At 41.1% G+C, this 12,820-nt stretch carries 8 protein-coding genes; 5 read left to right on the plus strand and 3 right to left on the minus strand.

From position 1 onward, the window contains the following. Positions 1 to 147: 147 nt before the first annotated feature. Positions 148 to 1,020, plus strand: coding sequence for a hypothetical protein (locus AC5JM2_RS33115; protein ID WP_495839992.1), 873 nt, complete (start codon positions 148 to 150; stop codon positions 1,018 to 1,020). A gap of 120 nt (positions 1,021 to 1,140) precedes the next feature. Here the strand turns inward: AC5JM2_RS33115 and AC5JM2_RS33120 are convergent, their stop codons facing one another. The 3 genes from AC5JM2_RS33120 to AC5JM2_RS33130 all read right to left on the minus strand — a co-directional run bounded on the left by AC5JM2_RS33120 (position 1,141) and on the right by AC5JM2_RS33130 (position 7,243). Beyond that, positions 1,141 to 4,314, minus strand: a complete 3,174-nt coding sequence (locus AC5JM2_RS33120) for a plasmid replication protein, CyRepA1 family (protein ID WP_495839994.1) — start codon at positions 4,312 to 4,314, stop codon at positions 1,141 to 1,143. 147 nt (positions 4,315 to 4,461) lie between these two features. Continuing rightward, the gene (locus tag AC5JM2_RS33125; protein ID WP_495839996.1) at positions 4,462 to 5,730 is read right to left on the minus strand and encodes a serine hydrolase; all 1,269 of its coding nucleotides are present in this window, start codon (positions 5,728 to 5,730) and stop codon (positions 4,462 to 4,464) included. Positions 5,731 to 6,202: 472 nt separating this feature from the next. Further along, positions 6,203 to 7,243 carry a ribose-phosphate pyrophosphokinase gene (locus AC5JM2_RS33130; RefSeq protein ID WP_495839999.1) on the minus strand — a complete coding sequence of 347 codons (1,041 nt, stop codon included), beginning with the start codon at positions 7,241 to 7,243 and terminating at the stop codon, positions 6,203 to 6,205. Positions 7,244 to 7,965: 722 nt separating this feature from the next. Here AC5JM2_RS33130 and AC5JM2_RS33135 point away from each other — a divergent pair. The 4 genes from AC5JM2_RS33135 (at position 7,966) to AC5JM2_RS33150 (ending at position 12,812) form a co-directional block, all read left to right on the plus strand. After that, positions 7,966 to 9,756: a protein kinase domain-containing protein gene (locus tag AC5JM2_RS33135; protein WP_495840001.1), complete on the plus strand. Its 1,791-nt coding sequence runs from the start codon at positions 7,966 to 7,968 to the stop codon at positions 9,754 to 9,756. A gap of 116 nt (positions 9,757 to 9,872) precedes the next feature. Continuing rightward, positions 9,873 to 10,568: a dethiobiotin synthase gene (gene bioD / locus AC5JM2_RS33140; RefSeq protein WP_495840003.1), complete on the plus strand. Its 696-nt coding sequence runs from the start codon at positions 9,873 to 9,875 to the stop codon at positions 10,566 to 10,568. 97 nt (positions 10,569 to 10,665) lie between these two features. Then, entirely contained in the window at positions 10,666 to 11,883 is a 1,218-nt protein-coding gene (locus AC5JM2_RS33145; RefSeq protein ID WP_495840005.1) for a M20 family metallopeptidase, read from the plus strand. Positions 11,884 to 12,011: 128 nt separating this feature from the next. Beyond that, complete coding sequence (locus tag AC5JM2_RS33150; protein WP_495840007.1) at positions 12,012 to 12,812, plus strand: hypothetical protein; 801 nt, start codon at positions 12,012 to 12,014, stop codon at positions 12,810 to 12,812. Positions 12,813 to 12,820 lie beyond the last annotated feature (8 nt).

Consider the following 12,820-nt stretch of genomic DNA (forward strand, 5'->3'; position numbering starts at 1 on the left):
CGACGAATGAAAGAAACACTCTTTCCCTGTTAAGCGTTCCCTGTGTTTCTTCAGAGTTAACTAGTGATAGCTTGATTATGGGAAACATCTCAGATTTTTTCAGAAAAACTTATTCTATAAATAAGCTAAAACCTTTAAAGTAGAGCAATGAGTAACTTCCACCGTAGGCAATCACGTCGTGATACCCCAAGAAATATAAAGAAACCGTCCTTTCTTAAAACACTGCAAGAACTTGGCGGAACTTTAGGTGAAGTCAGTTCTCAAATCAGTGAGGATATGGTTAGCGAGGTAACAAAGTTAAAGCGAGACATTGTCCAATCAGTTAAGTCAGCTACAGATTTTGGACAAGACGTGGTGCAATCTGCGATCGAACGAGGGAAAACAGCACAACAGGAAACACGTCAGTTTTTTGGAAACAAGCTGGAACAGAATCAAGAATCTCTCAGGAAGAAACTAGACGAAAATCAAACAGCAAAGGAAGCTGCTGCAAGGGCACATATTGAACAGATTAATTTAGATGCAGTTGAGAAATTTGTCACTCTTCTTTTAACAAAATTTCCCAACGCAACGCCTGAACAAATTACTCAGCGTCTGCTTCGCCGACAGCTTTTCCGCGTCAGCAGAACTTCTGTAGTCATGAGTGTTGTTCCATCCAAAATGGCAGAGTCTGTCGGGGTTGATCATGTTGAAATTGCTCTAATCCAAGCTGAAATTATTTTTCAGATCGCAGTCGCTTACGGTTTTGAACTACAAATTCCAGAGTGTAAAAATGAAGCGTTTGCAATTCTTGATCGCGTACTGAGAGCCAATAGATTAGCCACAATCGGTTTAAGTGCAACACAAATCATTCCAGTTGCAGGAGGATTTATTAATACAGGAACTGATACCTATTTAGTTTATCAAATTGGAAATACGGCTCAGCAGTTTTATAAATCTTTAACTGAAGAAGAGGTTCCGGGCGAAACTTTAGAGGTTTTTATAGAAGAGACACAAAGGCGGTACAAGCAACGTTTATGGTAGGAGCAACTTAATTGGATTGTAAAAGATTGTATAAGAGAACCGACTTCTTGAAGAAGTCGGTTCTCTGGCTTAAGTTGACACAAATAACTCTAAGTTCACCTCACAATATTTATCTTGAAATCAAGCGATAACTGGGGTATTTGCTATCTCAAAACCAATACTTTTAAATTTTTCCAACATCAACTCATCACGTTTGTGCCAAACGTCAAATATTTTTTCCCTACCATCATAGAGTGTTTCAGAGTCAATTTGATAAACTGCATTATTTATCCGCTTCAGCTTTAATCCTAATAAACTCAACAGTTGCTTAAGTATTTTTATCGGTGAAATATACTCTTTTTGGTGCAATAAATTAATACCAATGGATCTTTTGATATGTTGACTACATTGAAAAGTCACATTTCTCAATAATAATAAATCTGGGTCATTTTCGGTAAAAACTCGTTTTGGTTCGAGATACTGTAGCACTCCTAATGCTCTCAAAGCTTCAACTTTAAGTTTATAAGTCTTTAAATCTGGCAGAAAAACTTTACCTTCACCCCAAGTTAGTTGTTGATACCATTCTTGCTTGTCTCTGAGGCAGAGGTACTCGCTTTCATGAGTTAGATAATAATGTATTAATAGTTGGTAATAATATCCTTTGTCGTCACGTAATTTTAGTAGAGGAGTGACTTCTATACCATACTTTTGTCTCAGAAGATATTTCTGAGTTTGATTACGTTCCTCTTCAGTCAACGAGTGTTTAAGCAAGATCTGTTCATATTCTACATAATCAATATCTTTAGCATAAGCTACAGTCGTTGCAGCCGCGTATTGATTTTTTAGCTTAATTTCTCTTATTTTTTCGTCAATCTCTTTTGATTTTTTACGGCTTTTATACCAATCTTTTTGAACTTTGAAGATTTCTATAATTAATCTTTTACGAGTTGTTAGGTCACTAGGTTCAGTTGCTATAAATGCAAGGCGTAAATCTCTGATAATATTCTTTTGAACATCATTACCTCGTACATTAATTTGATGCCCATCAGCTATCAAACCGTCTTTCATAGATTTACGGTAAAGCGTAATAGAAGCATTGACCCTGGCAGACAATTTTGCCCAAGTTCGTAAATGAATAGGATCATACACCAATGGTAAATCGACATCAACTTTATGTAGTGGACTGAGCAAAGCTATATTTTCTTTTTGATTTTCTTGATACCAATAAGACAATGAACGATAATTTGTACTACCACTACCAATTAAGCCAATTCCTCGCTTGGCACACCAGACAATACGTGGCACATCGTCGCGTACTCTTGCTAAAGCTTGTCGTGCTTCCGAGTCAGGAATAACGCCTTGAAAAATACCATAAACCCGGTCAAAATGTTGAACATCAATACTAATTCCTGTACCAAGGCTAGGAGTCACAAAAACAGTGTTGTATTCAGTCACTTTTTGATTGATAGCTGCAACAAAATCAACAGCTTCATGACCTAGTGTATTTGTTGTGTGACTACTGACAACCAAAGTTTTGGGAAATTGCTTTTGCAATCTTTGTAAACGCTCTTGAAGATAACGTTCAATCGTTTCACAACTGTAACGTCCAGAGCGACTATCCGTCGTCACATAACATTTCTGTCCTGTAATTAAATCCAATTCTAGCTGATGAATTAAGGGAGTTGGGTTAGGAGAATCATAGAAAGTCACATCCCAACCTTGCTGGGGTTTCCACTGATTTACAACAACCCAAGGAATAATTTGAATACCTGCCAATCCTTGTAAATATTCTAAGGAAACATCTGATAAATCTGCATCTTGGGCAATCACTAATCCTCCACTTATCAACACGGTAGAAATAAGCTGCTGGAAGACTTTTAAAATTTTGACGCGTTTATCTTTACAAGTATTGCTGTTAAGTAAATGCCATAAAGACTGTTCTACTTCGTCCAAAATTATGATTGCCCCTCGCCAATCCTCAGGATTCAGCTTCCAAATAGAATCAATACATAATCCAAGGGAATCAGGAGATAAGGGAGTGTGGGAGTGAGACAGCGCGAATGACGGGTTTCCCTCCGTAGGCGACTGCGTTAGCGCAGCGGAACCGGAGGTTCTCCCCGAAGGGTGAGGGAGTGTGGAAAAATATCTTTCCTTCCCTCCTTCCCTCCTTCTCTCTCTCCTTGGCATTCCCCACTGAATGCCGATTTTTTCGCATAAAAAACGTCCCAGTTGAATTCTGTGAGTAATGAGTAATACGGGTTTGTTTGTGCTTTTGGCTTGGTTCACAACAGTTTGCAGTGTTGTGGTTTTCCCTGTTCCTTTTGCAGAGTTCACTCCAACTAATCCAGAGGAGGGGAACGGTATTTCTCCTAAATACCGGCGGTTGACGGTGAGTGCAGCCGGAATGGTTAACTCGGTGTGAGGCTTGGTTTGAGCAAGGTAAACTTCTAAATCAACACTTTGGCGGTAGACTGTCTCAAAAGCACTTGCACCTTTGGCGACGAGAAAGTCATCAATCCCTTTTTCTATTCCTGGAAGTTTGATGACTCGCACGGAACAATTTTTTTCTTGAAACAGAAATCCTAGCTGGGAGATAGCATTAGTGACTGCTGCAATTTTGTTAGGTTCAGTTTCAAAATCAAAGCAAATGTAAAAGATACGCCGAGTCTTCGCAAACGCTGCTAAATCTGGGATAAGCTGGCGACTGATAATTTTGCCAAAGTCATCCTTAATGACGCGGTAACCACTGGTAATTCCAGGGATAGCAAACGCTGCATATCCTTGTGTCAACAGTGCTGCTGCTTTTTTAACACCCTCGCAAATAATGATGGGGATGTTCCGTTCCATCACCCATTGCCAAAAGCCTTTGGCTTCACCATTACCAGCAATCTTGATACTGTCGGGCATGGGTACATTGTAACGTTGAGCCACTTGCTGCCAGATATCCAGTGATACCCGCAGACAAAATACTCGCGTTGGTGTAGTAGGGGGATGTTCGTACTTTATCAACTTGCCATTTTCATTTAATCGAGGTTGGTTGGGCTTAAAACACCCCCACTCCATCGCTTGCCAATGATTTAGGGAGTCAAGTCCAGAACACCACCAACCACCTTCAGTGATGTGGGCATAACGCTGTAACCACCCGCTTTTGACCATGCCAGTATTTGTACGCGGAAGATGTTCAGAAATTAGCAGGTAATCATAAGTGGTTCTGCCTTTAAGAGACAGAAAATTGAGTTTCGCAAGGTTTAAATCTATACCGCTACCTTGGACTAATTCCTCAAGGTGTTGGGACTCTAGATAGTACAAATGCATTAGTTACGGCGTTAGGAGAAAAGAGTGCATAACACCTTATCATGCATATGCAATTTTGAGATGAGGGAGTATGAAAGTACTGTGAGGCTTATTACACCATTTCAAATCATACACTGAAAATGATGGTTTAATGTAAACTGATAACTACTATCTTGAACTGCGAGAAGTCATGCGTTTATAGACAAGGGCAGACATCTTGGGGAAAATTTCTCCATCATCAGCGTATGCCGAATCTGGAGCGAAAACTGCCAAAATATAAGCAACTTTTTTATCTTCTGTAACAACCATTGCTGCTTCTGAGCGAGAAGCAGAAGTTGCGCCTGCCTTAGAATAGAATCGAACACGAGTGTCGGTTAAAGATTCACCAAAAAAAGTGCGTACCGGATTGAAATCATAAGAATCTGGTGGTTGCCAAATTTTAGGATTTAAATCCCTTTTGAGCCATCCACACATTTTTCTGCTGGCTTGTAAAGAGACAGCGTGTTCAGCGTAACACATTTCATACAATAGTCTGGCTGCGTGTTTGCTCGTTATCTTATTCCAATTTCCAACTGTGTTATTAAGCAGCTGGGATTCACTTCCCTCAGGCTCTTGAAGATTAAGATAGTCAATGGGAAATGTTTTTTGAATAATATTAAGATTTGTGTAACCTGCTTGTTGAAAAAATTGATTAAGTTGTTGGCGTTTGTTTTTCCACTGTTGAAATTTTTCCCTCTTTAATTCTGATTCCGAACGTGTTCCTGTGACTTGATCAATAATAAAGCTAGCAGCTTCATTATCAGACTCCTGAATCATTTTTGCCAAATAAGGAGCAAAATCTCTTTCATTTTGCCAAAAACCCCTCTCTATTTGGGCATATAAAACCACCATCCAAAACATCTTAACTACGCTGGCAGGATATCTTGGTATATCTTGTTGATATCCGGCTGTTTCACCAGTTTTTGCATTTATTAAGGTAACAGATAAAGCTTCTTTAGGCAGATTTTCCTCAGCAGCAAGCTCAACAATATTGTTAACAATTGCTTGCAACTGTTGAGATTCTTTAAATTTTGGAGATTTTTTGAGATTGTAGACGACTTCTGAATTTTGTTTGCCAGGTTGACGAGAGGGAATAGACAGTCCCAAGGCGATCGCCCAATCAGGAAGAGGTACAGCTGGAGTTACTGATTTAGAATTTTGTTTGCTGGATGATTTGGCAGCAATTTGGATAACAGGAAGTGGCGAAGTGGCTGTTGGTGCATGTAACGATTGTTGGGTAGATGGTTTTATAAATTGTTTTGATGGATATTTAGCTATCAAAACAGCTAGTAATACACCTAAAGTTATCACTCTTACTGTCACATGGTTTACTTTGACAGCAAAGTTTCGCTTAGGAAATCTATTCCGGAATTTTTGAGATTGACGCCTTTTCGGCATTATGTCTGAGTTATATTTTGTTTTTAGAAGGAAAAAACAGTGAATCTGCTAAATTTTAGCAGAAGGATGTAATTTCTCACAAATACAACATGAATAGACTTAAAAGCAAGATGCATAGAGTCTCACTAGTATCCTTCTACCTTGCCTACCATTTCAAGTTCTACTCCGGTTTTCAATCGGGTAGAACACAGGTTGCTTCTTTGCCCTAAAAGCTCTGAGAATTAGCGGTGATATAGCGCTTCTCGTTTGAATCAAGTACAGATTTATCTGCGTCCATCCGCCTGCATCTGCGGTTTTTTAATTCTTTAATGTATTGCACTCAAATGCAAACCGCTATATTAAATTGCTTGTGTATTGGCGATATCATTTTTTGGAGAAAAATAAAGAATAAAGGATGAAGCTTTAAAAACTTCATCCTTTATTCTCCTGAGTTGATGCACAACTGTAATCAAAGATAACTGTTTTGTTTGTGCTAACGGAACATGCTACTTACAGAACTATCTTCGTGAATCCGCCAGATAGTTTCCCCAAGTAAGTTAGCGACTGACAGCACAACTAATTGTGGAAAGCGTTCGCGCAGCGACTTCCCTGAAGCATGGGTTTCTGGGATTGGAATCGTATTTGTAACAATCACTTCCTCAAATAACCCACTTGAGAGCCGCTCAATTGCTGTTGGTGAAAACACTGCGTGAGTGGCACAAGCATAAACCTGACGCGCCCCTTCTTCACGCAAAAGTTTTGCCCCTGCAGCAATAGTACCAGCAGTGTCTATCATGTCATCCACAAGCACTGCCGTTTTGCCTTTAACATCACCGATGACATTTAAGACTTCGGCAACGTTGTGAGCCTGACGACGTTTATCTATAATCGCTAGCGGTGCATCGTTGAGCTTTTTCGCAAATGCCCTGGCTCGCGCTACACCACCAACATCTGGGGAAACTACCACTAAGTCAGGTAGTTGTTTGCTTGCTAGATAATCGAGTAAAACTGGAGAACCATAGACGTGATCTAGCGGTATATCGAAATAGCCTTGAATCTGAGCTGAGTGCAAATCCATTGCAAGAATACGGTCGGCACCGGCTTGTGTAATGAGATTTGCCACCAATTTGGCAGTGATTGACTCTCTTCCTGCAGTTTTGCGGTCAGCGCGGGCATAACCATAATAGGGAATGACTGCAGTGACTTGCCGTGCAGAAGCACGCCGGCAGGCATCGATTATAATCAGCAATTCCATCAAATTGTCATTCACAGGATTACAACCGGGCTGGATGAGATAAACATCACAACCCCGGATTGATTCTTGGATTTGAATGTATAGTTCCCCATCCGCAAATCGTTTGCGAATCATTGGTCCCAAATCCATGCCCAGGTAACGAGCAACTTCTTGGGACAGGGGTACATTGGCAGAGCCAGATAACAGCCGCAGGCGAGTATTTTCAGCTAGTCCTGTTGTCGTCGGCTGCACTTTTAGTGTTGCAGAACTGAGCACAGCAGATCCTCGATGTGCATTCATGGCAATCTTATCACCAGAGATTAGACAGCTTTAACCGAAAATAGTTATAAAAAATATACATAAGCTTTTGGTGTGAGTTTTGTTGAAGCTTTTATCAAAACTTTAAACAAACCTCTATTAAACTACATTTTGTACATTCTCTAGCTCTTGCATAGAGAGACAATTGATAGCTTAACTGAATATTCTGCTTAGAAACCATATCTATCATTTAGATTTTTTGGCATGAATTGAAAAAATCAACTCAATTGGATGTATGTTTGGTAGACTTTGCCCTTTAACTACCTTATCAGTTGCTTTGCACAAGCATCAACACTTGGACTGTTGAATCTGAGGAAAGATAAGCATAAATACTTAACGAAGATTCAAATCAGAGAACATGAATACTTAATGATACTAGTTTTGATTGGAAAGCGCGGAAATTGTTAGGCTTTTTTTAGTTTGTCCTCAAACAGTATCATTGCGGGGCTTGTGCCTTCCAATTTCCGTCATACTTGACCTGATAACTTTAGAGCACACACGTAAGTTTAAAGAGTTGGGAAATCTGATAGAAGTTAAAACGGACATACTACCTACAGCAGATGCATGTGATAGGCAATATGCGTAGCATCAAGCGTTCGGCTTATTGCCTCCTGAAAGAAAGTTCAACCGACTGTCTCCGTCTGGAAACTATCCGTATCATAGTGAAGTCCTCCTCTGTTGCTATAACACTCAATTGATCAACAATGCAAGCACCGATTACAACTGACACTATATTGCAAAACCGTTACCGGATCACTCAAGTTTTGGGTCAGGGTGGATTTGGTAGAACCTATCTGGCACAAGACCAGAGGCGCTTTGACGAACTTTGTGCAATTAAGGAATTAATTCCAATAGTCACGGAAGGTTATGCTTGGGAAAAAGCAAAAGAGCTTTTTGAGCGAGAGGCAGCAACTTTATATCAAATACAACACCCCCAGGTGCCTCAATTCCGCGAGAGATTTGAACAAGATCAGCGCTTGTTTTTGGTGCAAGACTACGTTGCCGGAAAAACGTATCAGACTTTGTTGGATCAGCGTCAAGCCACAGGGAGTGCATTTACAGAACAAGAAGTATTACAACTTATACGCTCTTTGTTACCAGTCTTAGAATATATTCATAATCAAGGAATTATTCATCGAGATATTTCACCGGATAATATTATTCTGCGAGAAAGCGATCGCCTACCAGTTTTAATCGACTTTGGAGTTGTAAAAGAACTGGTAACGAAATTGAACTCTCCAGATAACACAACGCCAGCAACCACTGTTGGAAAACATGGTTATGCCCCAACTGAGCAAATGCAAACAGGTCGAACATATCCCAGCAGTGACTTGTATGCACTAGCTGTTACAGCAATTGTATTGTTGACAGGCAAAGAACCCCAAAATTTATTTGATGAACATCAACTAACTTGGAATTGGCAACATTTGGTCACACTCAATCCACACTTTGCCTCTGTGTTGAATCGAATGTTAAGTCAAAAACTGGGCGATCGCTACTTAAAAGCTCCTGATGTACTACAAGCATTACAAACTCCACAACAACCAAATGTTTTCACTTCAAATGTGTCTAAGGTACAAACAGTAGCCGTTGGTCGCCGCCCTGAACAAGCACAACCATCTGCCCCCAATACATCTAAGCCAGCCATTCCAACACAGGGTAGCCCTTCACTGTTAGATAATCCCTTGGCAGTTTTTGGAATTACCGTTGCTGTAATTGTTGTAACAGGATTTGGTTCATGGACGGTGGTCAGATCCATTCGTACTAGCTCACAAGCTACATCAGAAAAAACAAATCCACAAACTTTCCCTTCACCTGTAATTCCCAATGGAACGACCTTAACACAAACAGCTGGCAATGAGCCTGTGGTGAATAACAAAACCCTAAATTTTGGTAGATCTAACACTGCTAATGCTGACGGTATAATAAAAGCCAATGAAATAGATCAGTACATATTTATTGGTACAAAAGGGCAGCAGTTAACCGTATTGCTGACTCAACAGGGTAGTGTTTTGCTATCAGTTTTAGATGCAAATCAAGAACCAATTGACAATGCTGCTAAAGACTTTTCATTTTACCAAGGAACATTGCCTTTTGCTGGGAAATATACGGTTCAAGTACGTCCCGTGCCAGGACAACCCCAAAGCAATTATAGTTTTAGCCTCGGATTAGAAAATCCAGTTAGACGCAGATCTAACTCTACAGCTACACCCACTCCTACTCCCACTCCCACAGCCACACCTATTCCCACTCCCACAACCACACCTACTCCTACTCCCACCCCCACGCCCATTCCCGTTCCCACTCGCACCCCCACTCCCGTTCCCACTCGCACTCCTACTCCCGTTCCCACTCGCACTCCTACTCCCATTCCCACTAGCACTCCTACTCCCGAACAGCCGTCTACAGCCGCTCCAGAACCACAAGATACCCCGCCTGCTAGTGAACCACCCAACTCTGTTCCAAACGAAACAGCTTTCCCGTCAAGGTTGTAGAATTCCATGCAGAATCTGCATGAAAACTATGCAAAATATTTATAGAATGGAATTGTCAGTAATTTATGATAGTAACTGTGAGACATTAGTTGTTGGCTACTCATAACTAATAACTAATGACTGACAAGCTATTAAACACACTATTGATTACAGGAACAGATACAGAGGTTGGCAAAACTGTTTTAACGACAGCATTGGCAGCCTATTGGCAAAAATATCACTCCTCCCGGAGTATGGGAATTATGAAACTCATGCAATCGGGAGAAGGTGATTGCGAGTGGTATCAAAAAATATTTTCCTTAAATCAATCTCCCGAAGAACTGACACCTTTATATTTTCAAACACCCGTTGCTCCTCCCATTGCTGCGGCAAGGGAAAATAAAACTATAGATTTAGCAAAAGTGTGGCAAAGTTTTATAGCTTTACGTGAGCGGCGTGATTTTCTATTTTTAGAAGCTTTAGGAGGATTAGGTTCGCCAGTAACTGAAGAATTGACGGTTGCTGACTTGGCAGGAGAATGGCGCTTACCAACAGTGTTGGTGGTTCCAGTCAAATTGGGTGCAATAGGTCAAGCAGTCGCTAATGTAGCATTAGCACGACAATCACGAATCAATTTAAAAGGTATTGTTCTAAATTGTGTTCAACCTCGAACAAATACAGAAATTGCTGATTGGACACCAATAGAATTGATCAAATCACTGACTCACATTCCAATTTATGGCTGCTTACCTTATCTAGATAACTTAACTGATTTATCTAAAATGGCACAAGTAGCATCAGATTTAGATTTAGAACGATTGCTATATATCTAAAAAAGTGTGAAGAGTGAGGCAAGAAATACCTTTTGCAAAAGTTTAAAGCGTAAAAATAAAAATACATAACTGTCATTTTAATTTAAAAATGTGAAACATGGTTTCTACATTCCCAAACTCCTCTTGTGTTGATTTATCTCGTGTTCGGCTCCCCATCCGCTCACTGCAACCGCAACTCGTGGAATGGCGGCGACAGTTGCATCAAAAGCCAGAACTGGGTTTCCAAGAAAAATTAACCTCCCAGTTTGTCTCGCAGAAGTTGCAGGAATGGGGGATTGAGCATCAAACTGGCATTGCTCAGACTGGGATTGTAGCAACGATTCGGGGTAACAATCTCAGCACTGAAAAAGTGTTGGCAATTCGCGCGGATATGGACGCTTTGCCCATTCAAGAACTTAACGAAGTACCCTACCGCTCACAACATGATGGGGTGATGCATGCTTGTGGACATGACGGACATACAGCAATTGCCCTAGGAACAGCATACTATCTTCACCAGAATCGAGATACTTTTGCTGGTACTGTCAAAATTCTCTTCCAGCCAGCAGAAGAAGGACCAGGAGGCGCAAAGCCGATGATAGAAGCTGGGGTATTGAAAAACCCTGATGTTGACGCAATTATCGGTTTGCACCTTTGGAATAATTTGCCTTTGGGGACACTAGGTGTCCGCGCTGGTGCATTAATGGCAGCTGTAGAAACATTCAAATGCACAATTATGGGCAAAGGTGGACACGGTGCCATGCCCCATCAAACTGTTGATTCAGTGGTGATTGCTGCCCAAATCGTCAATGCTCTACAAACAATTGTTGCTCGTAACGTCAACCCTATTGACTCGGCAGTGGTGACAGTGGGCGAACTTCATGCTGGAACCAAGAATAATGTCATTGCTGATACAGCCAGGATGAGTGGTACTGTAAGGTATTTTAACCCAGCATATGAAGGCTTTTTCAAGCAGCGCATTGAGCAAATTATTGCGGGAATTTGCCAGAGTCATGGTGCTACTTATGACTTTAATTGTTGGTCGCTTTACCCACCAGTGATCAATGATGTTACCATAGCGGATTTGGTACGCTCAGTCGCCGAAGAAGTGGTAGAAACGCCTCTAGGTGTTGTTCCTGAATGCCAAACAATGGGTGGCGAGGATATGTCTTACTTCTTGCAAGAGATACCAGGTTGCTATTTCTTTTTGGGTTCGGCGAACCCTAACAAAGGATTGGCATATCCCCACCATCATCCCCGTTTCGATTTTGACGAAACCATTTTAGCGATGGGTGTGGAGATGTTCGTTCGCTGCGTGGAAAAATTCTGTAATTGATAAAAGTAGATGGGTATTAATAAATATTAGGTACGAGAGTTCATTGCTTGTAGTTAATCACTCACTTAACAAGTCGCAATTAGTAACCTCTGCCAGTTTCTTTTATGTTTTACCCATCTACTTAATCAATGAATTCCCCAACGTTAGATCCATCTGTTGCTTCGGCAATAGCAGAATTTGAAAAATCCAACGCCCCCAGTGTTTGGTCAAATTTAGATAAAAACCAAGTGCTGGCGGAAATGAAAATGCGCCTTTTGGACGCCTTTCAAGTCAACCAAGGTCAACAACCGTTTTGCGGTCCTGCATCGATTTTATTTGAACTCGTTCGTAAACAACCGCTGCGCTACGTGCAAATTTGCCGTAGTTTATTTGAAACTGGTGGTTTTCAAGGACGAACCAAACGCATTGAAGCATCAAATAGGTTGCGTCAAAGTCGAGGCAGACTACGAATGGGGCAAGCTGATTGGATGGTTCTAGCAACGTGGCGAGAATCAGAAAATTTGGTTTTCCCTGTTGAACCAGATGCACCGGAGATTGTCCGCAATATAGCTGGGATGACCAAATCCTGGGAGATGAAAGGATGGACGCGGGAAGTTTTAGGCTACCGGAATGTTAAATACACCCACACTTATCTTTTTGGTGAAGTCAATGCTTTGAATGAGGCAGCAAGAGTTATCTCTGGTGGTGGTGTTGCCTTTGGTTTGATTACCGCACAGGGTTTGCTGGGTGACAATCCGCCACCGCTACCTTACCCCACTCACTGGATCACGGTGTTGGGTAATATCTCAATTCGACAGGGACTGTTGTGGAAACACGACAGCGGTCGCATTAGTATGGATGTTTACACTTGGGGAAGCAAAAGGCATATAGATAAAGATGAGGATCCTTTTGAAGCTTATTTTTGGGGTATTGTCATGGGTTCGATGTAACATTATCA

The sequence above is a fragment of the Brasilonema angustatum genome (assembly GCF_059505445.1).

Excerpts from the sequence above, each read along its gene's own strand:
- AC5JM2_RS33115 (WP_495839992.1), top strand. The coding sequence starts at position 148 with ATGAGTAACTTCCACCGTAGGCAATCACGTCGTGATACCCCAAGAAAT.
- AC5JM2_RS33120 (WP_495839994.1), bottom strand. The coding sequence starts at position 4,314 with ATGCATTTGTACTATCTAGAGTCCCAACACCTTGAGGAATTAGTCCAA.
- AC5JM2_RS33125 (WP_495839996.1), bottom strand. The coding sequence starts at position 5,730 with ATGCCGAAAAGGCGTCAATCTCAAAAATTCCGGAATAGATTTCCTAAG.
- AC5JM2_RS33130 (WP_495839999.1), bottom strand. The coding sequence starts at position 7,243 with ATGAATGCACATCGAGGATCTGCTGTGCTCAGTTCTGCAACACTAAAA.
- AC5JM2_RS33135 (WP_495840001.1), top strand. The coding sequence starts at position 7,966 with ATGCAAGCACCGATTACAACTGACACTATATTGCAAAACCGTTACCGG.
- bioD (WP_495840003.1), top strand. The coding sequence starts at position 9,873 with ATGACTGACAAGCTATTAAACACACTATTGATTACAGGAACAGATACA.
- AC5JM2_RS33145 (WP_495840005.1), top strand. The coding sequence starts at position 10,666 with ATGGTTTCTACATTCCCAAACTCCTCTTGTGTTGATTTATCTCGTGTT.
- AC5JM2_RS33150 (WP_495840007.1), top strand. The coding sequence starts at position 12,012 with ATGAATTCCCCAACGTTAGATCCATCTGTTGCTTCGGCAATAGCAGAA.